Below are 21808 nucleotides of genomic sequence, written 5' to 3' on the forward strand. Positions count from 1 at the left end.
AGAGGCCCCAGCGGGGCCTCCAAGGTCTTCACATCCCTGTCTCCGTTACTTGAACTGGTATCCCAGACTGGCGTAGTAAAATCGGCCCCGCGGATCGGTGAACGACGCCGCATAGCCGGCTGCGTGCGAGCCGTACGAAGACACCGCCGTGAACGGAGGGTCTTCGTCGAACAGGTTGCGCACGCCAACGCGCACGGTCACGTCCTTCAGCCCAGTAAAGATGCCGGACAGATTCCAGCGGCTGGAATCCTTCACGTGATACGGCGCGTTGACGCCGATGTTCGCGTTGACCAGTTCGGCCGATTCCGTCCAGCCTTTCACAAACACGTTCTGCAGGGCAACGCCCCAGACGCCTTGTTGCAGATCGAAGCTCACGGTGTGCTGCCAGCGCGGATGAGGCTGCACACTTCCGCCGTCGCCGGCGGTACCGGCGTAGTCGGTAAAGGGACCATCGGCGTAGGCTTGGCGCTTGAACGTGTCGACGTAAGTACCGTTCACGCTGGCGGTGAGCTTGCCCAGCGACTCCAGGTTCCAGCGCGTGGTGATGTCGATGTCGATGCCCGAGGTCTTCAGGTCGCCCAGGTTCTCGACAGGCGTATCGATGTAGCTCAGGAAGCCGTCGGCCGTGCGGTGAATGCGGCCGCCGAACTTCGCCAGCAACTCAGGATCGGTAAGGATTGCATCCCCCGTGATCACGCTGATCTGGTCCTTCTTCTGGATGTTCCAGTAGTCCAGCGAGGCTGATATCCACTTCACCGGTTCCAGTACCAGGCCGACCGAGAACTGGCGAGACTTTTCCGGCTTCAGATTGGGTGAAGACGAGAAGCGCTCGTTGAACTGGCTCTCGCATCGGGCGTCCCCGGCGATGGGGCAGTTCGGGTCGACCAGCGAGTTCGCCGTGTTGGTTACCGAAGGCGGGCTGTTGACGTCCCACAGCGACGGTGCGCGGAAGCCCGTGCCCGCCGACGCGCGCAGCAGCATCTCCGAGCTCGGTTGCCAGCGGATGCTGGCGCGCGGGTTGAAGGTGGAGCCGAAGTCGCTGTAGCGGTCGAAACGTGCTGCGACGCTGGCTTCCCACCCTTTGGCAAATGGCGCGTTGACTTCGGAGTACACCGCGAACACGTTGCGGCTGGCCTTGGTTTCAGGCACTGACCCTTCCCCGCCGATGTGAAGACCGAGGCGGTATTCGTCGTTGACGGGCTTGTCGTTTGCCTGTTCGTGGCGAACGTCGAAGCCAAAGGCAGCAGCCAGTTGCCCGCCAGGCAGCGCCATGAATTCGCGGCTCGCTTTACCGTCGATCACGGTCGTCGTGGTCGACGACTTGCGCATTTCCCCTTCCATCAGGGTGGAACGCAGCAAGGCATCGCCTTCCGCGTCGTTGGGGCCGAAAGGATTGATCTTGCCCGTGGCGAGCGCTGCGATGAAACGAGGCTCGCTGATGTAGCCCTGGTAGCTCAGCTTGCCGGCACCGCGCGCAACCGTCACGGCCGAGTCGTAGTCCCAGCCTTCCATCGTTCCCTTGACGCCCGAGACGACGCGCAACTGCTCGTTGACGTTGTCGTTGATCCGGTTGCCGACTGGAACCGCCCGCATCGAGATCTCGGCCACCCCGGTCGTGGGCACGGTGTAGCCCAGGCTGGTCAGCAAAGCCGCCGGAAAGTAGGGGCTGCTGACCGGGATGGCGAAGCTTGGGTAAGACGCGGTGACGGGGTCGAGGTGCCCCGCCGTCGAATCGATGGGCACCGGCGCCACGCGCCCGATGTTGTGATTGCGGGCATAGGACGCTTCGGCGAAGAACTCGTTGGATGCATCGATGCGGCGAGTGAAGCGCCCGAAGAGGTCTCCCTTGGTCTGATCAGGCAGGTTGTCCAGCGTCGCTGAATAGATGAAGCGGCAACGAAGCAAGTCCTGCCCGCCAGGTGTGGTTCCGGCGTTTTGGGTGGTGGTGTTCTCCGGATCGCAAGGTGCGAATTTCGGGTCGACGAAGGTGCCGTTGCTGATGTAGGCACCTGGGCTCAAGCCGTAGTCGACCAACCGGCCGGGGAAAGCGCGACCCGAAGTGGGTGGGTCGGAGCCGGGGATCTCCTGCATGCCTCGGTTGTAGAACTTCTGGTCGACCGCGCGCACGCGGGTGTTGTCCTGGTAGTTGGCGGTCAGCAGGAAGTTGTAGCCGTCGCTTGGCAGGTCGCCCATGCCAAAGGAGAGCGTGAGGCCGCTTTCCTTGCCGCCGATGTTCTTCTCGGGAGCCCCGTAGCGCAGGCTCAATTCGCCATTCTTGTAGTCGCGTCGGGTGATGAAGTTGATGACCCCGCCGACGGCATCCGTGCCGTACACGGCAGATGCGCCGTCTCTCAAGACCTCGATGCGTTCGATGGCTGCAAACGGGATGCTGTTCAAGTCCACCGAGACCGTGCCGCCGATGCTGCCGAACGGGTGATTCGCCAGCCGCCGTCCATTCAAGAGCACCAGGGTCGAGTTGGCACCCAAACCGCGCATGTTGGCGTTCGAGGTCGCGTAACCCGTTCCTTGGGTGGTGTCGGACTGCATGCCGCTGCTGGCGGAAACTCTTTGGATCAGCGTTTCCACATTCGTTGCGCCGCTGCGCTCGATCTGTTCGCGTGTGATGACGGTGATCGGCAGGGCGGTTTCAGACTCGACGCGTCGGATCGACGAGCCGGTAATTTCTACCCGTTCAAGTTGCTGCTGCGCCATGGATTGATGGGCGGCCAGGAGCATGCCTCCGCCAAATGCCAGGCCAAGCGCCCGATGGATCTTCGTTTTTCGATGCATAACGGTCCTCCTCCCTCGTGGGGAAGTGCTATCGGTTGATGGAAGATTCCGGGTGGTGATGCTCAGGAGGCACCCGGAACGTCCCGGCGGTAGCCGGGGTGACGTACTTCTCTCCTGAGCGATTGGGTTAGGCGGGGACTGCAGCGAATGGCCCTCGTGAGGCCAGCAGATGGAACCTCGAGGGGGCTGGCTCGATTGCGCTCTTGTTTGTCGGCCGGCGATACAAGTCGCCCATGGGTTGGGGCGACCACTAAGCAAGGCATGCGCCAGACCAGCTAACGCGAAAGCCCCAGGGATTGCCCCCACGTGGTGCAGGCCGGCCGATGACATGGCCTCCTGGGCTGACCAATGGATGCGCAGCGCCGCAGGGAGCGACCCGTGCCAAGTCGTCTATAACTGGGCATGCCTCACAACGTCAGCCTCATCTCCACCATCGCAGCCGGCCTGGGCCTGGCGCTGATCCTGGGTTTTCTTGCAGCCCGCATCAAGGTGCCGCCGCTGGTGGGCTATCTGCTCGCGGGCATCGTCATCGGGCCGGCCACGCCGGGGTTCGTGGCCGATGTGGACCTGGCAGGCCAGCTGGCCGAGATCGGGGTGATGCTGCTGATGCTGGGCGTGGGCCTGCATTTCTCGCTGGCCGACTTGATGGCGGTGCGGCGCATCGCAGTTCCGGGCGCCATCATCCAGATCGCGGTAGCCACCGCCATGGGCATGGGCGTGGCAGCGGTCTGGGGTTGGAGTCTGGGTGCTTCGCTGGTGTTCGGCTTGTCGCTGTCGGTCGCGAGCACCGTGGTGTTGTTGAAAGCGCTGGAGGCGCGGGGCGTGCTCGAGTCACTGAACGGGCGCATCGCGGTCGGCTGGCTGGTGGTCGAAGACCTTGTGATGGTGATGGTGCTGGTGTTGCTGCCGCCGATGGCCGGGCTGCTGGGCGGCAACATGAATGCCGCGCCGTCGGAGCACGGCCTCTGGGCCACGCTGGGCATCACCTTCGCAAAGGTCGGCACCTTCATCGCGCTGATGCTGATCGTCGGCAAGCGCTTGTTCCCCAAGCTCTTGTGGCTGGTGGCGAAGACCGGCTCGCGCGAGTTGTTCACGTTGTGCGTGGTGGCGGCTGCCGTGGGCGTGGCTTACGGCTCGGCCAAGCTGTTCGATGTGTCGTTCGCGCTGGGCGCTTTCTTCGCCGGCATGATGATGCGCGAGTCGGAGTTCAGCCATCGCGCGGCCGACGAGTCGCTGCCGTTGCGCGACGCGTTCTCGGTGCTGTTCTTCGTGTCGGTGGGCATGCTGTTCGACCCGCGCGTGCTGATCGACGAGCCGCTCAAGGTGCTGATGGTGGTCGCCATCGTCATGGTCGGCAAGACGATCGCGGCCATCGCGCTGGTGCTGGCCTTCAGGTACCCGATCAACAGCGCGCTCACGGTCGGCGCGAGCCTGGCGCAGATCGGCGAGTTCTCGTTCATCCTCGCCGGGCTGGGTGTTGCGCTGGGCCTGCTGTCTCCGGAAGGGCAGAGCCTCATCCTCGCCGGTGCGTTGATATCGATCGCGCTCAACTCGCTGCTGTTCACCACCATCGAGCCGGTGCAGGCGTGGCTGCGTGCGAAGTCTCCGCTCGCGCGCAAGCTGGAGCAGCGCGACGACCCGCTGGCCGAGTTGCCGACCTCGGTGCATGCCTCCTACCTCACCGGACAGGTGGTGCTCGTCGGCTACGGCCGCGTTGGGCGGCGCATCGCGCAGGCACTGGACGAGAAGCGCATTCCCTACGTGGTAGCCGAGGAGAACCGGGAAATCGTTGAGCAGCTGCGTGCGCGCCATACGCCGGCAGTGAGCGGCGATGCGGCCGACCCAGCGGTACTGATCCAGGCCCACATTGCGCAGGCCGGCATGCTGGTGATCGCAACGCCCGACACCTTCAGCGTGCGCAAGATGGTGGAGAACGCGCGCATGCTGAACCCCGCCATCGAGGTGGTGGTGCGCAGCCACAGCGACGACGAGGCTGCGCTGCTCGCGCAGGAGCAGGTGGGCACCGTCTTCATCGGCGAACAGGAGCTGGCCAGCGGCATGGCGGCGCATGTGCTGTCGCGCATGCGCCCGGTGGCCGCACCTCACTGAAACAGGTGAACATCCGGTAACAGCAACAGGCACCCATCCTGCTGCAATGACCCTGGCTGCGTTTCGCCAAGGTGTTTGACAAAGACACCGACGAAACCCGTCGAGAGCGAGGTCGGCGACGACACGCCCGCGACGCAAATTGCCACTCTTGCAAGCAAACAGGGACACCCCATGCCGGTTGCCAGCCACTCTTCTACGCGCCACGCCGCGCCTAAGCTGCTGAACTCACGTTGGCAGAAGGCCGCGATCGCGGGCCTGTTCACTGCCGTGCTGAGCGCCTGCGGCGGCTCAGGTGGAGAAAGCAACGGCACACCGGTGTCGCCTCCAGTGTCGGACACGCCTTCACCGGCGCCTGCACCCGCGCCTTCGCCGGCGCCTGCACCAGCCCCCGCGCCAGCGCCTTCGCCATCTCCGGCACCAGCGCCGTCACCTGCACCAGCCCCTGCGCCATCTCCAGCTCCCGCTCCGGCGCCTGCACCCGCTCCAGTACCAGCGCCTGCACCAGCACCAGCACCCGCACCAGCACCAGCACCAGCACCGATGTCGCAACGCGACGCCGTGCGGCTGGCCGACCAGGCCAGCTTCGGCCCGACCGAAGCATTGGTCGCCAGCATCAAGAGCAAAGGCGCCAGCGCGTGGGTGGCGGAGCAGATGGCGCTGAAGACTTCCAGCTACACCAGTGGCAAGGGCGGCGAGATCCACCAGTTCACCGGCAGCGGCGACTTCTGCACCGGCAAAGGTGACGACTGCTGGCGCGACTACTACTCCACCGAGCCGCTGCTCTGGGACTTCTACCGCAACGCCGTCAACCAGCCCGACCAGCTGCGCCAGCGCGTGGCCTTCGCGCTGCAACAGATCGTGGTGATCAACAACCTCGACGTCAGTGGCAACTATGGCTTCCGAAATTACTACAACGTGTTGCTGCGCGAATCTCTCGGCAACTACCGGCAGGTGCTGAAGAAGGTGATCCTGTCGCCGGTGATGGGCGACTTCCTGAACAACGCCAACAACGACAAGGACGCGCCGAACGAGAACTTCGCGCGTGAGCTGCTGCAGCTCTTCTCCATCGGCACCTGCGAGCTCAACCCCAACGGCACGCTGAAGGGCGGTGCTTGCACACCCACCTACACCAACGAGACGGTGCGCTCCTATGCCTACGCGCTGACCGGCTGGACCTACCCCGCCGGCGGCGCCACGTCGTACGGCTGCTACCCGAGCGGTGCCAACTGCCGCTACTACGGCGGCGCGAACGACGGCGACATGGTCCCCGTGGCCAAGTACCACGACACCACTGTGCGCCCCTTGCTAAACGGCTACACCGTGGCCGCCGGGCAGACTGCCCCACAGGCGCTCGAGACGGTGCTCGACAGCGTGATCACCCACCCGAATACCGCGCCGTTCATCGGCAAGCAGCTGATCCAGCACCTGGTGAGCAGCAACCCGTCAGCCGCCTACGTGAGCCGCGTGGCGTCGGCCTTCACCACGGGCAAGTACCTGAGCTTCGGCACCGGCCAGCGTGGTGACCTCGCGGCCACCGTGGCCGCGGTGCTGCTCGATGCCGAAGCACGCGGCGACAGCGTCACCCGCGGCGGCGGCAAGCTGCGCGAGCCGGTGCAGATGTTCACCGGCGTGCTGCGCGGCCTCAACGGCAAGACCGACGGCGATGCGCTCAGCTGGTGGTGGGGCGAGACCATGCGCGAGCATGTGTTCCGCCCGCCTTCGGTCTTCAACTTTTACCCGCCCGACTATCCCGTCGCCGGTACCACCCTGGTGGGGCCGACTTTTGGCATCCACAACGCCAACACGGCGCTCGCGCGGCTCAACTTCCTGACCTACATGCTCGACTGGGGCGGCAGCGCCCCCGACAGCAGCGTGCCGAACCCGGTCGGGACCCTGGTCAACCTGAGTGCGTTCACCACCGACGCCGCCGATGCCAACGTTCTGGTCGACCGAATCTCGATGCTCGCTCTCGGCAACACGCTGCCGACTGCCGCACGCACCGAGGTCGTCAAGGCCGTCTCGTGGTGGACGTCGTCGACCGACTCGGCCAACTGGAAGGTCAATCGCGTCAAGGCTGCGGCGTACCTGATCTATGGCTCCCCGCACTACCAAGTGCAACGCTAAGGACATGGCCATGAACAAGAAGACTTCCTTCGCGACTGCCGCCCTCTCGATGGACCGCCGCCGCTGGCTGATGCGCAGCAGCGCCGGCATGGCCGGTGCGCTGGGCCTGGGCACTGCCGCCAACCTGGTGCTCGGCACCAAGCGCGCGTACGCCGCCGACTACAAGGCGCTGGTCTGCATCTTCCTGTACGGCGGCAACGACGGCCTCAACACCATCGTGCCGACCGACACCGCGCGCTACAACCAGTACGCCACGGTGCGCAAGGGCCTGGCGCTGCCGAGCGCGAGCCTGTTGCCGATGTCGGGCATCAGCTACGGCATGCACCCGTCGCTGCAAGGCCTGGCGCCGGTGTGGGCCGAAGGCAAGCTGGCACCGGTGTTCAACCTTGGCACGCTCTACAAGCCGATGACCAAGGCGCAGTTCCGCGCCGAGCCCGACAGCTCCACGCTGATCCCGGCCAACCTGTTCTCACACTCCGACCAGCAGATCGAGTGGGAGACCGGCAGCACCAGCGCACTCACGCGCAGTGGCTGGGGTGGCCGCGCTTCGGCCGCGTTGGCGACGCAGAACCCGGTCATCTCGGTCGCAGGCAGCACGCGCTTCGGCCTCACCGACACGATCTCGCCGCTGGTGCTGCCTGACACGCCGGGCGAGACCTTCGGCGCCTACGTCCTCGAGACCGAGGCACAAAAGTACGCGCCCAACCAACTGCGCAAGAGCGCACTCAATGCGCTCTACGCCAGCGGTCAGGAGACCGACCTCACCGAGGCCTATGCCACCGCGCAGCGCAACGCCTTCAGCGTGTCCGAGCGGCTGGGCGGGTTGGTTGCGATCGAGCCGGGCGGTACTGGCGCGCTGGCCGCCATCGACGCCGCCTTCAAGCCGCTGATCGCTGGCACCGAGCTCACCACCGACCTGGCGGGCCAGCTCTACCAGATCGCCAAGCTCATCGCCGCCAACGGCACCGTCGGCGGCAACAAGCAGATGTTCTTCGCCCGCATGGATGGCTTCGACACCCACGGCAACCAGGTTGCCGGCGGCGCGCCCACCACCGGCAACCACGCCAACCTGCTGAAGGAACTGGGCGATGCGCTCGGCGCCTTCTACTCGGCGATGAAAGCGCTCGGCATGGGCGACGCGGTCACCGCGTTCACGCAGAGCGACTTCGGCCGCACCTTCACGCCGAACAACAGCTCCGGCACCGACCACGCCTGGGGCAACACCCACCTGGTGGTGGGCGGCGCGGTCAAGGGTGGGGCGAGCTACGGTACTTTCCCGGAGCTGGCGCTGGGCGGCGCCAACGACGTGGGCGTCGACAGCTGGGAGCTGCAAGGCCGCTGGATCCCGACCACCTCGGTCGACCAGTACGCCGCCACGCTGCTGGGCTGGTTCGGCGCCACCGACAGCCAGCTCAACACGGTGCTGCCGAATCTCGTGAATTTCGGCACGAACCGCAAGCTCGGCTTCCTCTGACGCCCGGTTGGCGGGCTGGCCGGCGCTGACGCCTGTCGGCCCGGCCTGCAGCCTGTCCGATCGATCGTTCGGCCTGTCGCTTGCCCGTGGCGGGGCTGCCAGGGGGCGGCTTACAGTGAGTGCATGGTTTCCTCTGCTCCCTCCGCTCCTTCTTCCACTTCGCAATTCGTGAGCGCGTTCGTCCGCGCCTTCAGCGCCTACGCGCGCTGGCTCGACAGCATCAGCTGGAAGCGGTTCTTCCTCTTGTCGGTGCTGACGATGATCGTCGCCGGCGTCGCGTCCGACCTGCCGCCCTTCAACCTGCGCTGGGGTGAAGACACGGTCATCTACAAGCCGCGCCCGGTCGTTCCCCCCAAGCCGCCGAAAGCGCCTGTGGCGCCCCAGGCACCGCAGCCGCCTGCCAAGCCCGGCAGCGAGAGTTCGCTGTTCGACATCAACGGCAAGCAATACGCCCTCACCGTCGACGAGCACGGCATTCGCATCGGGCCGGTGTCGGCCAGTGCGCCAGCCGCCGCCGCATCGGCTGCCAGCACGCCGAGTGGCCTTCATGTTGATCTGCCCAGTGTGAACATCGACCTGCCGGACAAGGCCACCAACGCCGACGTGCGTGCCGCCATCGAGGAAGCCAAATCCGCGATCAAGGAAGCCATCGAAGACGCGAAGGAAGCCGAGCGCGACGCGGCAGAGGCGGCGGCTGCGGCCGAAGCCTCCGGCATGAAGGAGATCCGCATCAAGGCCTTCCGCCTGGGCGACCACCTGCCGCCGTTCGCCTTCCTGATGATCGTCATCTCGGGCATCACCAAGATCATGGCGGCCGGCCGCTTCAAGGCCGAAGCGCAAGCGGTCGTCGCCACCGAGATGGCCGAGTCCGAAGCGCTGAAGCGCCAGGTGATCGAAGCCCGCATGGCCGCGATGCAGGCGCAGGTGGAGCCGCACTTCCTGTTCAACACGCTGGCCAGCATCGACCACCTGATCGAGACCGACCCGCCGCGCGCCAGCAAGATGCAGAAGAACCTGATCGCGCTGCTGCGTGCCAGCATGCCGACGATGCGCGAAGCCAATGCACAAGGCAGCCGCGACCTCGGCCGCGAGCTGGCGATGATCCGGCCCTACCTCGAGATATTGAAGGTGCGGATGGAAGACCGCCTCGTCACCGACATTCGTGTCAACGAGGGCCTGATGTCGGCCGAGTTCCCGCCGATGATGCTGCAGAGCCTGGTCGAGAACGCCATCAAGCATGGCCTGGAGCCCAAGCCGGAAGGCGGTTCGCTGACGGTGAGCGCCGAGATCGTGCACGGCAAGCTGGCCGTGAAGGTGGCTGACACCGGCCTCGGCTTCGGCAAGGCGCCCACGGCGGGCACCGGCATCGGCCTCGCCAACATCCGCGAGCGGCTGCAGCTTCTCTATGGCAACAAGGCCAGCCTGACGGTGGCGGAGAATCCAGGGGGCGGCACGGCGGTGACCATCACGGTGCCCTATTCCTCGCACTCTGGAGAGACTGCATGAAGCTGAGAGCCGTGATCGCCGACGACGAACGATTGATGCGCGAGCAACTGCGCGCGCGCCTGGGCGAGGTGTGGCCCGAGCTCGAGATCGTGGCCGAGGCGAAGAACGGCCTCGAAGCGGTGGAACTCACGCGGCAGCACCGGCCCGACATCGTCTTCCTCGACATCCGCATGCCCGGCATGACGGGCGTCGAAGCCGCGCGGCAGATCGCCGTGCTGCCGGACGAGCAACCCGATGAACAGCATGGCGACGAGCCTGAGGCCTGGCCCGGTTGCGAGATCGTCTTCATCACCGCCTACGACCAGTACGCGGTCGAGGCCTTCGAGCAGGGCGTGGTCGACTACGTGCTGAAGCCGGCAGAGCGCGAGCGCCTGCAGCTCACCGTCGAACGCATCCGCAAACGGCTGGCGCAGCGCCAAGCCACGCGCGAGCCGCCGCCGTCGGCCGGTGCCGACATGCAGCAGCTGCTGCACAAGCTTGCGAGCCAGATGAACCCAGGCGGTGCGCCGCAGCGCCTGAAGTGGATCCAGGCCACCGTGGGTCAGAGCATTCAGATGATCCCGGTCGACGACGTGCTGTTCTTCATCTCCGACGAGAAGTACACCCGGGTGCAGACGGCCACACTCGAAGCGCTGATCCGCAAGCCCATCAAGGAGCTCATCGACGAGCTCGACCCCGAGCAGTTCTGGCAGATCCACCGCTCCACGCTGGTCAACACCAAGGCCATCGCCGGCGTGAGCCGCGACATGCGTGGCCGCCAGCTCGTCAGCGTGAAGGGCCACAACGAGAAGCTCGAGGTCAGCCGCAGCTTCACAGGCCTGTTCAAAGGGATGTAGTCACAGGGCGGCCGAGGAAGCTTGCGCGTACCTGTCAGACCCCCGAATTCGAGTCGGGCCACGGAACCACCCGCTGGCCTTGGGGTCCGACCCGGACACGCCAACTCTTCGAGCGCCACCGTGAACAGCACCCGCACTCGCCGCGCGTTTTTCACCGATGCGCAAGGCAACATCACGCTGCAGGTCGAGGCCATCGCTTCGGTGGGCATCGCCGATCTGGCGCAGGTGCAAAGCCATCAGATCAACCACATCGCGGGCTCCACCTCGCACGTGGTGCACTTCACCGGCGGCGGGCGGCTCTGCTACGCCTACAACGAASGCGGCCAGATCATCGACGTGTCGGCATGGCACGTGATGCTGCGTCTCGGCCCTGAGAATCAATGCATCTTCTCGGCGCTGGCCTGACGCAGCAGCGCTTGTCGCGCTGAAGGCCGCCGCCGGCTATTCCAGCAGCCCGTAGGAGATGAAGTTCGCGCGCCGCGTGTGGCGGTGCTTGGCGAACAAGGCCTTCATGCCGTCGGCCGACTCCTGGCGGTAGTTGGGCGGGCGCACGACCGAGATGGTTTCGCAATCCACCAGGCCCATCTTGAATTCGCACGCGTACTGCGCCAGCTGCACGTAGCCCCAGCCCCAGTGGTTGTAGTCGCGCTCGATCAGGTTCCAGAAGCGTGGCCACGCGCGCGCGTCGAACGCCGTCAGGAAGAGCTCGATCACATCCACCAGCCGCCCGGTCTCGGTGGGCTGGCGGTACATGATCTTGTGCGGTGTGATCGACTGCGCCGAGAGCGCAGGCGCCGCCATGTCGAGCTGGTTGCGCTTCATCACCTCGATGAAGCGCTGCCACGAGAAGTCGTCGATCTCGATGTCTTCCATGCCGAGGAAGATCACGTCGTACTTGGCGGCCACTTCGGGCGTGATGTACTTCTTGAAGAAGTGGTAGATCACGCCTTTCTCATGGATGAAGGTGCAGCGGTCGAACGGCGCGCCCTCGAACTGGTGCCCGTCGTAGACGAAGATCAGAAAGTCAAAGTGCTCTGCATCGAACTTCTCGAGCAGCTTTCTCAGCTGGGCTTCGCCCGAAGCGCCGACTGGCGAGGCGTAAAGGTACTTCTTGCCCGAGGTTTGTAAATTCTTCTCGGTCGCTCGCCGGGCGTCACGCTCCTTCACCCACTGCCGCAACCTCGCTTTGCTTTGCACTCCCTTGATGGCATTGACCGATCGGACCCACAAATTCTTCACTCTGCGCATGGCGGCCGCCTCCTGATATGAGCCGCCTGAGCAATTGGCGTTCCGCGGAGCTCGCGCTGCGATGAAAGAACGATGCCGTCTCAGATGCCGGCGTACCACTGGTACCCCTGGTCTTCCCAGTAGCCGCCATGGCCGCCGCCGATGCGCGAGAAGTCGTTGACCAGCTCCAGCCGCATCAGGTACTTGGCGTGCTTGTAGCCGAGCTGGCGCTCGACACGCAGGCGCAGCGGCGCGCCGTTGGTTACGGGAAGCGTCTGGCCGTTCAGCGCGTAGGCGAGCAGCGTTTGCGGGTGGTAAGCGTCCTCCATGTCGATGCTCTCGTAGTACCGCGCGCTGCCGAACGAGTCGGCGCAATGGAACACCACGTAGCGCGCTTCGGGCTTGGGCTTGACCAACGCCAGCAGCTGGGCGAGCGGTGCGCCGGTCCATTGGCCGATGGCGCTCCAGCCTTCGACGCAATCGTGGCGGGTGATCTGCGTGCGGCTGGGCATGGCGCGCAGCTGCTCGAGCGACCACGCGCCGGGCTGCTCCACCAGGCCGTCGACCACGAGCTTCCAGTCGGCGAAGCCGTTGGCGGCCAGGGCCTTGTACTCGGCGCTCCCGGGGTTGGTGTTGCCGTTGCCGCGAAAACTCGGCGACAGGTCGGCGGGAGAGAACTCCTGCGCCATCGACCCCGGCCCGGCGGCGAAGCGGTGCACGTTCTCGCTCAGCACTTCACCGGTCGACAGCACCTTCTTGAACGCCGGGCTCTGGTTCAGCTTGTCGCAGCCCGCGAGCAGCAGCGCGCCGGTGCCGCCCAGTGTGCGTGTCAGGAACCGCCGTTTGGCGAGGGCCTCGGGTGTCACGCCGAGCCGGTTGCGCGCTTTCGTCATGGGCGGGTCTTTCTCTGCGGGTCGGTGATTCGATAGTGGCCGGTGATCATCGAGCGCAGGTGGTTCCAGAAACCGCTCACGATCACTTCGAACACGTGGATTGCCACGAAGCCGACCAGCAGCCATGCGACGACGAAGTGCACCGTGCGCGCCGATTGCCGCCCGCCGAATGCGTCCACCCAGCCCGGCCAGATCGAGTTCAACTTGGGCGACATGGCCCACCCGGTGAGGATGATCAGCGGCAGCAGCACGAAGATCACCACCACGTAGCTGAGCTTCTGCAGCACGTTGTAGTGCTTGGCCGCTTCGCCCTGCGGGTGCTTGAGGCGGATGTGATCGCGGATCGATTGGCCAATGCCGCGCCAGTCGGTGCGCGTGGGCAGCAGGTTGCGCTGCAGGTGGCGACTGGTCAGCGCGTAGGCCAAGTAGGCCAGGCCGTTGAACATGAGCATCCAGGCGAAGAAGATGTGCCACAGGCGGGCCGCGGCGAGCGAGTAGCTGCTGGGAATCGTGAGCCACTGCGGAAACGCGATGAGGGTCGGCTTGCCGTTCGGTCCGGCCGACACGCCGAGCACGCCGGTGGTGTCGAACTGGCGACCGAAGATGCGCGTGACGCCGATCAGCTGGCCGCTGCTGGTGCGCAGGGCGGTGATCTCGAACACCGGCGGCCGGCCGGTGTACGACGACTTGCCCCACGTGAGGGACGGGTGGGCATTGAAGATCATCAACCCGCTCATCAGCAGCACGGTCAGCGAGACCACGTTGATCCAGTGCATCGCACGCACCGGCAGCGCGTGGCGAACGTACAGGTAGCTGGCGGGCTTGGGCGGTGGGGCCTTGGCTTGCTCGGACATGACCACGTTCTCCTGCATCCAGGAAGCTGCACGGTACACCTTTCGGCGCACCCGCGGCGCGGTCTTCAGGGCGTCATGACGATTGCGCCCGCCGTGCCGCGCGACTCGGCCAGGCGGTGGGCGTCAGCCGCCCGCTCCAGCGGAAAGCGCGCACCGATGCTGGCCACCACCGCACCCGAGGCCATGGCCTCGAACACGTCGGCCGCGTTGTGACGGAAGGTGGCCACGTCGGCGTTGTGCGGGAAGACCGACGGCCGCGTGAGAAACAGGCAGCCCTTCTTGTTCAGCAGCTCGGGTTCGAAGGCCGGCACCGGCCCGGAGGCGGCGCCGTAGAGCACCACCAGGCCGAACGGCGCGGTGCAGTCGAGCGAGCCCATGAAGGTGTGCTGGCCCACTGAGTCGTAGACCACGCGCGCCTTGTGCCCGTTCGTGGCGGCGATGACCCGTTCCACCCAGTCCGCCTGCGAGTAGTCGATGGCCGCATCGCAACCCGCGGCAAGGGCCGCTTCGCATTTGGCGGCCGAGCCGGCCGTGCCGATCACGGTCGCGCCCAGCGCCTTGCACCAGCGGCTGAGGATCTGGCCGACGCCGCCGGCTGCCGCATGCACGACGACGATGTCGCCGGGCTGCACGCGGTGCGTCTTCTTCACCAGGAACTGCGCCGTCATTGCCTTGAAGAACACGGCCGCGGCGTCTTCGTCGCTCACGCTGGCTGGCAGGCGCGCCATGCGTTCGGCCGGCACGTTGCGGTGGCTGGCATAGGCGCCGACGCCGGCGTTCATGTAGACGACGCGGTCCCCGACATGCAGGTCGCGCACCCCGCTGCCCACGGCCTCGACCACGCCGACGGCCTCATGGCCCAGGCCGGTCGGCGAAGGCAGCGGGTACCTGCCGGCGCGCTGGTACACGTCGATGAAGTTGAAGCCGATGGCGGTCTGGCGCAATTGAACTTCGCCAGCAGCAGGGGCGGGCAGCTCGACGGTCTCCAGCTTCATCACGTCGGGCGCGCCGAATTCGGTGAGGCGGATGGCACGGGCGGTGGTCATGGGGTCTCCTCGGGTATGCGAAACGGTCTCTGCGGCGGTCTCTGTGGCGGTTTCCGTGACGGCATCACGGCGGCTCGGCGAGAGCGTAGCCGCAACGATCAACCCTTGCTGGGCTCGGCCTGTTTCGCGTCTTCCGCCCGCTTGGCGGCGGCGGCGCGCAGTGCCTTCAGCTTCTCGCGCGGGTCTTCCTTGGCCTTGGCCTCGTGCAGTTTCATCTCGGCGATGAAGCGGCTGGGAATGCCCTGGATGGTGTCGCGGCCCTTCTTGCGTCGGCGCAGCACGTTGACCGCGAGCGTGCGCCGCGCGCGTGTGATGCCGACGTACATCAGGCGGCGCTCTTCTTCCAATCGCTGCGGCGTCATCTCGTCGTCGTCGCTCTTGAAGGGCAGCAGGCCTTCGTTGACACCGGCGAGCACCACGTGCGGCCACTCCAGGCCCTTGGAGGCATGCAAGGTGGAGAGCGTCACCTGGTCTTGCTCATCGCCGCGTTCGGCCAGGCTGATGATCACCGAGATGGTCTGCGCCACCTCGAGCACGCTTTTCTTTTCGATCTCCACGCTGATGCCGCCGTCGTTCTCGATCTGCCCGCCGCAGCGCTTGGCGATCCAGTCGATGAAGTCGAGCACGTTGCCCCAGCGGTTGGCGGCCATCTTTTCGCTGTCTTCGCCTTCGAGCAGATGTTTCTCGTAGTCGATGTCTTTCAGCCAGCCCATCAAAAAGGCCTTGGCATCTTCGGCGCCCACGGTGTGCCGTGCGCGGTACTCCAGGTCGTTCACGTAGCGGCCGAACTCATGCAGAGAACCCACGGCGCGCGCGTTCAGCATCGTGCCCAGGCTCTCGGCGAACAGCGCTTCGTACAGGCTCGTCTTCCACTTGCCCGAGAACTCGCCCAGCGACGCAAGCGTCTGGTGGCCGATGCCGCGCTTGGGCGTGGTCACAGCACGCAGGAACGCCGGGTCGTCGTCGTTGTTGACCAACAGGCGCAGCCAAGCGCACAGGTCCTTGATCTCGGCGCGGTCGAAGAAGCTCTGCCCGCCCGACACCTTGTACGGAATGTTGGCGCGGCGCAGCGCCTTCTCGAAGATGCGCGCCTGGTGGTTGGCGCGGTAGAGCACGGCGAAGTCCTTGAACAGCACCTCGCCGCCTTGTCCACTTTGATTGACGATCGCGCCCCCCTGGGCGCGAATGGATTGGATGCGCGCCACCGCGCGTTCCGCCTCGTGCTCTTCGTTGTCGCACTCCACCACCAGCACCGGTTCGCCGTCGCCCAGGTCGCTCCACAGCTTCTTCTCGAAGAGCTTCGGGTTGTGGCCGATCACCGCGTTGGCCGCACGCAGGATGTGGCCGGTGGAGCGGTAGTTCTGCTCCAGCGGAATCACCTTCAGCTGTGGGTACTCGGCCGGCAGCCGGCGCAGGTTGTCGATGGTCGCACCGCGCCAGCCATAGATGCTCTGGTCGTCGTCGCCCACCGCGGTGAACATCGCGCGGTCGCCGGCCAGCAGCTTGAGCATCTCGTACTGGATGGCGTTGGTGTCCTGGTACTCGTCGACCAGCAAATAGCGCAAGGTGTCTTGCCACTTGGCGCGCGCTTCGGCGTCGCGCTGCAGCAGCTTGTGCGGCAGGCCGATGAGGTCGTCGAAGTCGACCGCCTGGTAAGCGGCCAGCCGCTCCTCGTAGCGCTTCATCACCTGCTGGGCCACGCGCTCATCGTCGTTCTGCGGTTCCACCCGGTCGCTGCTCAGGCCCTGGTTCTTCCACAGGCTGATGGTCCATTGCCAGCGGCGCGCAAGGTTGTTGTCGCTGCTCGAGCCGGCGTCTTTCAGCACGCTCAGCACATCGTCGCTGTCGAGGATGCTGAACTGCTCCTTGAGGCCCAGCTTCTCGCCCTCGCTGCGCAAGATGCGCACGCCCAGCGAGTGGAAGGTGCTCACCACCAGGTGCTTGGCCGCGCGCGCACCGATCAGCGACTTGGCCCGTTCGCGCATTTCCTGCGCGGCCTTGTTGGTGAAGGTGATGGCGGCGATCTGCCCGGGGGCGTAGCCGGCTTCGAGCAGGCGCGCGATCTTGTGCGTGATGACACGCGTCTTGCCCGAGCCTGCGCCTGCGAGCACGAGGCATGGCCCACCAAGGTGGTGCACCGCTTCCATCTGGGCGGAGTTGAGGGTATCGGGGGGAGAAGACAAGACGGGAGGCGGGGCGAGGGGAGCGGCTCATCATAGCCAAGCACCGTTGGTGCGGTGGCAGGGTCGAACTTGACTCAAGCGTGAAAAGTGGCGCGAACCTTGGCGTTGTGCAGCGTGGCACGCCGCTCATACCATTTGTTACGCAATTCGGCCCGGGCCCACGAAGCCCGGCGCCGTCCACACAGGAAAGAACAATGCACTACAACGAAGCGCACACAGAGGGAACCACGCTGCAGCTCGCGTCGTCTCGAAGGCCCACGGTGGCGGCCCTCGTTCTCGTTGGTGCAGGGTGGCTGATGGCGTCGTTCGCGATGGCTGCGCCACCCAAGACAGCCAAGCCGGTCAAGGCGACCGAGATCCACATCGGCGCCATCGTCCCCGAGAGCTGGCCCAATGCAGCGCAAGGGCAAGACATCCGCAACGGCATGCAGCTCGCGCTGCAGACCTGGCCCGGCCAGGCGCCGGTGCCCACGCTGGTGGTGAAGGACAGCGCCTGCAATCCGCATCGCGCCGCGCTCGCTGCGCAATCGCTCATCGAAGAGAAGGTCGACCTCGTGCTCGGTGGCTGGTGCGTGGTCGGCTCGGTGCCGGTGCTGCTCAAGAACGCGGGCCTACTCTTCGTGTCCAGCAATGCCGAGCGCTACGCCGCCGACGGCTCGGTGCAATTCGCCCGGCTCAACGCCAACGTGGCCGATGGCATCGCTGCCCGTCTGCGCACCGAAGCCGGCTTGCGCGTCACGGCCAACAGCGTCTGCTGGATCGACTTCGAGCCGCGCGTGTCCGACAAGTACGACGCGGCCTTGTGCCCTGTGCTGTCGGTCGACAAGGCGCGCTGGTACGACGTTGCGCCGGCCTACACGGCCGCGTTCAAGAAGCCGTTCACTCTCTCGGCGGCACGCGGCTATGCCGCGATGGAAATTGCACTCGCCTATGTGACGCGCCTGCGTGCCGGTGCCAAGCCGGCAGCCGCGTGGGCCGATGCACAGAACATCGGCACCATCCTCGGCCACCTGCCGGCGCGTGATGCAGCGGCGCCCGACGAAGCCATGCAGTTGATCTTTGGCGCCAAGCTGCCCAAGCTCGCGCCGCGCGAAGCCGGTGCCTTCGACCAGATGGTGAAGGCCAAGACCTGCGGCTGCAAGACCGGCGCCACCTGTGCATCGAACACCTGGAGCACGCTGCCCTTTGTGGTGGAAGGCGTTACCGGCAGCTGCGCGCAGCCGGTGTTGACCTCGTCTCGCTGATTCTGCGCAGACGTGTGGGGCCGTAGACGGCTTCGTCAACGGTCTGTGGTAAACCCGGCGGCCATGAACTCGACCACCCGCCGCCACGTTCTCACACTCACTGCCGGCGCTGCGCTGGCGCCCTGGTTCGTTCGCCACGCGATGGCGGCCGACACGCCGCGCTTCGCGCTCGGCATCGCCTCGGGCCACCCGCGCGCCGACCGCCTGGTGCTGTGGACGCGGCTCACCGGTGACCCCCTTCCCGAACGTGTCGACGTGCGCTGGGAGCTGGCGCACGACGAGGCCTTCAAGAACATCGCCGCCAGTGGTGTCGACGTGGCCGAAGCCGCCTGGGCCCACAGCGTGCACGCGGAGCCCGTGGGCTTGCAGCCGGGCCGCTGGTACTGGTACCGATTCACCGCACTCGGCCAGCAAAGCGCCGTGGGCCGCACGCGCACCGCGCCGGCGCCCGACGCAGCAGTGAGTGCCTTGCGCTTCACCATCGCAAGCTGCCAGCGCTGGGACCACGGCCACTACGCCGCGTGGCGTCACATGGCCACGCAAGAGCTCGACCTCGTTCTCTTTCTCGGCGACTACATCTACGAATACGCCTCGCCGCCCGCGGCGGTGCGCCTGCACGACGGCCCGATGGCGCGCTCGCTCGACCAGTACCGCGCCCGCTACGCGCAGTACAAGACAGACCCCGCCTTGCAGGCCGCGCACGCCATCGCCCCGTGGATGGCGGTGTGGGACGACCACGAGATCGAGAACGACTACGCCGCCGACACACCGCAGATGCCCGACCCCTTCTTCAACCATCGCCGCGCCGCGGCGACGCAGGCGTACTGGGAGCACATGCCGTTTCCGAAGGTGATGCGCCCGCGCGGCACCGAGATGCGCCTGTACGACCGCTACGACTGGGGCACGCTTGCGCGCATCCATGCGCTCGACGACCGCCAGTACCGCGACGCGCAGGCCTGCCCCGGGCCTGGCCGCAACGGGTCGAACACCGTACCGCTGAAAGGCTGCCCCGAGCTGCTCGATACGAAACGCACGCTGCTTGGTGCCGACCAGGAGCGCTGGCTCGCGCAAGGCTGGGACGAGACACGCCCGTGGAACCTGCTCGCCCAGCAGACGCTGATGGCACGCTTCACGCGGTCCGACCCCGCGTCTTCCGCCACCCCGGGCGGCAGCTACTGGACCGATGGCTGGGATGGCTATGCGCCGGCCCGCAAGCGCCTGCTCGGCACGGTGGCCGAACGCAAGCTGCCGAACGTCGTGGTGCTGGGCGGCGACGTGCACAGCCACTACGTGACTGATCTCAAGGTCGATTACGACGATGCCAAATCAGCCGTCATCGCCAGCGAGTTCTGCGGCAGCTCCATCAGCAGCCACGGCATCTCGCAGCAGCGCATCGATGCCGCCTTGCCGTTCAACCCCCATGTTCACTACGCCCGCGGCGACCAGCGCGGCTACATGGACTTCACGCTCACCGGCAAGCGGCTCGACGCCAGCCTGCTCGCCGTCGTGGAGCCCAACAACCCGGCTTCGGCCGTGAACACGGTGGCGCGCTTCTGCGTCGAGGCCGGCAAGCCGGGGGCGCAGGCTGCCTGACTAGGTTGCCTGGGGAGCCTGCATGGCTCAACTCGCCTCGAGATACGGCGTGAGGATCTGCGCCAGCCAGCCCATGAAGACCTGCACCCGCTTGGGCAGGTTGCGCCGGTTGGCGTACAGCAAGGACACCGGCAGCGAGGGCGCGTGGCACCGCGGCATCACCTCGACCAGCAGGCCGCGCTCGATCAGCGGCCGCAATCCCGCTGCCGGCGCCTGGATCAGGCCGAGCCCGGCCAGGCAGGCGGCCTGGTATGACTCGGTGCTGTTCACGCTGAGCACGCCACCCATCGCCACCATGCGGGTGCGGCCTTCGTCCACGTACTCCCAGCCCACCGACTTGGCGCCCAGCGTCGGCACGTAGTGCACCAGCCGGTGCTTGGCCAAATCGGCCAGCGTCTTCGGCTTGCCGTACTGTTTCACGTAGCTCGGGCTCGCGCAGTTGATCTGCTTCAGTGCGCCGAGTGGCCGCGCCACGAGACCTGAGTCGCTGAGCGGGCCGACGCGCATCACGCAATCGAAGCCCTCGCGCACCACGTCGACACGGCGGTCGGTGCTGCTGAGCTCGATCTCGATCTGTGGGTGGACGGCCAGGAACTCGGAGAGCCGCGGAATCACCTGGTCGCGCGCCACCAGCACCGGCATGTCGACCCGCAGCCGGCCGCGCAGGGCCTGCACGCCTTGCTGGAACATGGCCTGCAGCTCGTCCACGTCGGCCAGCACGTCCTTGCAGCGCTCGTAGAACGCCTGGCCGTCTTGCGTCATCTGCACGCGGCGGGTGGTGCGGTGCAAGAGGCGTGTGCCGAGCAGGCCCTCGAGCTGCTGCACGGCGGTCGAGACACGCGCCTTCGGCAGGCCCAGCTGTTCGGCCGCCTGCGTGAAGCTGCTCAGCTCGGCCACGCGCACGAACATCTGCAGGCTGTCGAGCCGGTTCATCGAGAGTGGGTTGGGTGTCATTGGTCTGGAAATCTGAACAAACAAATCGTTTCAGGCCAATTTATCCGATTGGATCGAATCAATAAAGTCACGCACCCGATCCACTTCCATGAAGGAACCTGACATGAGCACCTCCATCGCACTCATCACCGGCGGCAGCCGCGGCCTCGGCAAGAGCACCGCGCTCAAGCTTGCCGAGCAAGGCGTCGACGTTGTCCTGACCTACCGCAGCAACACCAGCGAAGCGACCAAGGTGGTCGCGCAGATCGAGCAGATGGGCCGCCGTGCCGTGGCCCTGCCGCTCGATGTGGGCGACAGCAAGAGCTTCCGCGACTTCGCGGCGGTGCTCAAGCGCACCCTGGCGCAGACCTGGCAGCGCGAGCAGTTCGACCATCTGATCAACAACGCCGGCGTGGGCGTCCACGCAAGCTTTGCCGAGACCACCGAAGCACAGTTCGATGAACTGGTGAACGTGCACTTCAAGGGCACCTTCTTCCTCACGCAGACGCTATTGCCGCTGCTCGCCGATGGCGGCCGCATCGTCAACATCTCGAGCGGCCTGGCGCGCTTCGCACTGCCCGGCTACGCGGCTTATGCAGCGATGAAAGGCGGAGTGGAGGTCCTTACGCGCTACCTGGCCAAGGAGCTTGGTGCGCGAGGCATCTCGGTCAACACCGTGGCTCCGGGTGCGATCGAGACCGACTTCGGCGGCGGTGCGGTGCGCGACAACGCGCAGCTGAACGCAATGATCGCGTCACAGACGGCGCTTGGCCGCGTGGGCCTGCCTGACGACATCGGCGGCGCGATCGCCTCTCTGCTGTCACCCGGCACCGCCTGGATCAACGCACAGCGCATCGAAGTCTCGGGCGGCCAATCCATCTGAGTTTGCCCCCCAGTCGCTTCGCTCCTGCCCTCAAGGGGCGCCACCCGACGGACCGGCAAAGCCGGATCCGTGGGCGTTGCTTGATCTGACGCTTCGCTGCGCTCGGCGTGTAG

At 66.1% G+C, this 21808-nt stretch carries 17 protein-coding genes; 9 read left to right on the forward strand and 8 right to left on the reverse strand.

Annotation, left to right across the window (positions count from 1 at the left end):
• Positions 1-45: 45 nt before the first annotated feature.
• Entirely contained in the window at positions 46-2790 is a 2745-nt protein-coding gene (locus tag AC1DYS_RS05270; RefSeq protein WP_477896732.1) for a TonB-dependent receptor plug domain-containing protein, read from the reverse strand.
• Positions 2791-3192: 402 nt separating this feature from the next.
• On the opposite strand from AC1DYS_RS05270, the gene AC1DYS_RS05275 reads away from it, so the two are divergent.
• Complete coding sequence (locus AC1DYS_RS05275) at positions 3193-4899, forward strand: cation:proton antiporter domain-containing protein (protein WP_477896734.1); 1707 nt, start codon at positions 3193-3195, stop codon at positions 4897-4899.
• Positions 4900-5158: 259 nt separating this feature from the next.
• Here the strand turns inward: AC1DYS_RS05275 and AC1DYS_RS05280 are convergent, their stop codons facing one another.
• A complete protein-coding gene (locus tag AC1DYS_RS05280; protein ID WP_477896736.1) occupies positions 5159-5437 on the reverse strand; it encodes a hypothetical protein in 279 nt (92 codons plus the stop codon).
• 2 nt (positions 5438-5439) lie between these two features.
• Between AC1DYS_RS05280 and AC1DYS_RS05285 the strand changes: the two genes are divergently transcribed.
• From AC1DYS_RS05285 to AC1DYS_RS05305, 5 genes are all read left to right on the forward strand, one after another.
• Entirely contained in the window at positions 5440-7023 is a 1584-nt protein-coding gene (locus tag AC1DYS_RS05285; RefSeq protein ID WP_477896738.1) for a DUF1800 domain-containing protein, read from the forward strand.
• A gap of 10 nt (positions 7024-7033) precedes the next feature.
• Positions 7034-8497 carry a DUF1501 domain-containing protein gene (locus AC1DYS_RS05290; RefSeq protein WP_477896740.1) on the forward strand — a complete coding sequence of 488 codons (1464 nt, stop codon included), beginning with the start codon at positions 7034-7036 and terminating at the stop codon, positions 8495-8497.
• 168 nt (positions 8498-8665) lie between these two features.
• Positions 8666-10003, forward strand: coding sequence for a sensor histidine kinase (locus tag AC1DYS_RS05295; RefSeq protein WP_477896742.1), 1338 nt, complete (start codon positions 8666-8668; stop codon positions 10001-10003).
• Entirely contained in the window at positions 10000-10839 is an 840-nt protein-coding gene (locus tag AC1DYS_RS05300; protein WP_477896744.1) for a LytR/AlgR family response regulator transcription factor, read from the forward strand. Before AC1DYS_RS05295 ends, AC1DYS_RS05300 begins: the two co-directional genes overlap by 4 nt.
• A gap of 120 nt (positions 10840-10959) precedes the next feature.
• Complete coding sequence (locus AC1DYS_RS05305; RefSeq protein ID WP_477896746.1) at positions 10960-11244, forward strand: hypothetical protein; 285 nt, start codon at positions 10960-10962, stop codon at positions 11242-11244.
• Positions 11245-11280: 36 nt separating this feature from the next.
• On the opposite strand, the gene AC1DYS_RS05310 is transcribed toward AC1DYS_RS05305, so the two are convergent.
• The 5 genes from AC1DYS_RS05310 to AC1DYS_RS05330 all read right to left on the reverse strand — a co-directional run bounded on the left by AC1DYS_RS05310 (position 11281) and on the right by AC1DYS_RS05330 (position 17042).
• Positions 11281-12087: a DUF707 domain-containing protein gene (locus tag AC1DYS_RS05310; protein WP_477896748.1), complete on the reverse strand. Its 807-nt coding sequence runs from the start codon at positions 12085-12087 to the stop codon at positions 11281-11283.
• Positions 12088-12167: 80 nt separating this feature from the next.
• Complete coding sequence (locus AC1DYS_RS05315; protein WP_477896750.1) at positions 12168-12959, reverse strand: molybdopterin-binding protein; 792 nt, start codon at positions 12957-12959, stop codon at positions 12168-12170.
• Positions 12956-13813 carry a cytochrome b/b6 domain-containing protein gene (locus AC1DYS_RS05320; protein ID WP_477896752.1) on the reverse strand — a complete coding sequence of 286 codons (858 nt, stop codon included), beginning with the start codon at positions 13811-13813 and terminating at the stop codon, positions 12956-12958. The genes AC1DYS_RS05315 and AC1DYS_RS05320 overlap by 4 nt, the downstream gene beginning before the upstream one ends.
• 65 nt (positions 13814-13878) lie before the next feature.
• The gene (locus AC1DYS_RS05325; protein WP_477896754.1) at positions 13879-14859 is read right to left on the reverse strand and encodes a quinone oxidoreductase family protein; all 981 of its coding nucleotides are present in this window, start codon (positions 14857-14859) and stop codon (positions 13879-13881) included.
• 98 nt (positions 14860-14957) lie between these two features.
• A complete protein-coding gene (locus AC1DYS_RS05330) occupies positions 14958-17042 on the reverse strand; it encodes an ATP-dependent helicase (RefSeq protein ID WP_477896756.1) in 2085 nt (694 codons plus the stop codon).
• Positions 17043-17236: 194 nt separating this feature from the next.
• Between AC1DYS_RS05330 and AC1DYS_RS05335 the strand changes: the two genes are divergently transcribed.
• Complete coding sequence (locus AC1DYS_RS05335) at positions 17237-18286, forward strand: type 1 periplasmic-binding domain-containing protein (protein ID WP_477896758.1); 1050 nt, start codon at positions 17237-17239, stop codon at positions 18284-18286.
• Between the two features lie 63 nt (positions 18287-18349).
• On the forward strand, positions 18350-19879 hold the full coding sequence (locus AC1DYS_RS05340; protein ID WP_477896760.1) for an alkaline phosphatase D family protein: 1530 nt from the start codon (positions 18350-18352) through the stop codon (positions 19877-19879).
• Positions 19880-19906: 27 nt separating this feature from the next.
• Here the strand turns inward: AC1DYS_RS05340 and AC1DYS_RS05345 are convergent, their stop codons facing one another.
• Positions 19907-20812 carry a LysR family transcriptional regulator gene (locus tag AC1DYS_RS05345; protein ID WP_477897280.1) on the reverse strand — a complete coding sequence of 302 codons (906 nt, stop codon included), beginning with the start codon at positions 20810-20812 and terminating at the stop codon, positions 19907-19909.
• 124 nt (positions 20813-20936) lie between these two features.
• Here AC1DYS_RS05345 and AC1DYS_RS05350 point away from each other — a divergent pair, with 124 nt between their 5' ends.
• Positions 20937-21695 (forward strand): SDR family NAD(P)-dependent oxidoreductase, encoded by a 759-nt coding sequence (locus AC1DYS_RS05350; RefSeq protein WP_477896762.1) that lies wholly within the window; start codon positions 20937-20939, stop codon positions 21693-21695.
• The last annotated feature ends 113 nt before the right edge of the window (positions 21696-21808 follow it).

The organism is Rhizobacter sp. P2_G4, from assembly GCF_056403575.1.

Bases quoted from the DNA above. Each gene is read 5' to 3' on its own strand.
- AC1DYS_RS05270 (WP_477896732.1), bottom strand. From the start codon at position 2,790: ATGCATCGAAAAACGAAGATCCATCGGGCGCTTGGCCTGGCATTTGGC.
- AC1DYS_RS05275 (WP_477896734.1), top strand. From the start codon at position 3,193: ATGCCTCACAACGTCAGCCTCATCTCCACCATCGCAGCCGGCCTGGGC.
- AC1DYS_RS05285 (WP_477896738.1), top strand. From the start codon at position 5,440: ATGTCGCAACGCGACGCCGTGCGGCTGGCCGACCAGGCCAGCTTCGGC.
- AC1DYS_RS05290 (WP_477896740.1), top strand. From the start codon at position 7,034: ATGAACAAGAAGACTTCCTTCGCGACTGCCGCCCTCTCGATGGACCGC.
- AC1DYS_RS05300 (WP_477896744.1), top strand. From the start codon at position 10,000: ATGAAGCTGAGAGCCGTGATCGCCGACGACGAACGATTGATGCGCGAG.
- AC1DYS_RS05310 (WP_477896748.1), bottom strand. From the start codon at position 12,087: ATGCGCAGAGTGAAGAATTTGTGGGTCCGATCGGTCAATGCCATCAAG.
- AC1DYS_RS05315 (WP_477896750.1), bottom strand. From the start codon at position 12,959: ATGACGAAAGCGCGCAACCGGCTCGGCGTGACACCCGAGGCCCTCGCC.
- AC1DYS_RS05320 (WP_477896752.1), bottom strand. From the start codon at position 13,813: ATGTCCGAGCAAGCCAAGGCCCCACCGCCCAAGCCCGCCAGCTACCTG.
- AC1DYS_RS05325 (WP_477896754.1), bottom strand. From the start codon at position 14,859: ATGACCACCGCCCGTGCCATCCGCCTCACCGAATTCGGCGCGCCCGAC.
- AC1DYS_RS05335 (WP_477896758.1), top strand. From the start codon at position 17,237: ATGCACTACAACGAAGCGCACACAGAGGGAACCACGCTGCAGCTCGCG.
- AC1DYS_RS05340 (WP_477896760.1), top strand. From the start codon at position 18,350: ATGAACTCGACCACCCGCCGCCACGTTCTCACACTCACTGCCGGCGCT.
- AC1DYS_RS05345 (WP_477897280.1), bottom strand. From the start codon at position 20,812: ATGAACCGGCTCGACAGCCTGCAGATGTTCGTGCGCGTGGCCGAGCTG.
- AC1DYS_RS05350 (WP_477896762.1), top strand. From the start codon at position 20,937: ATGAGCACCTCCATCGCACTCATCACCGGCGGCAGCCGCGGCCTCGGC.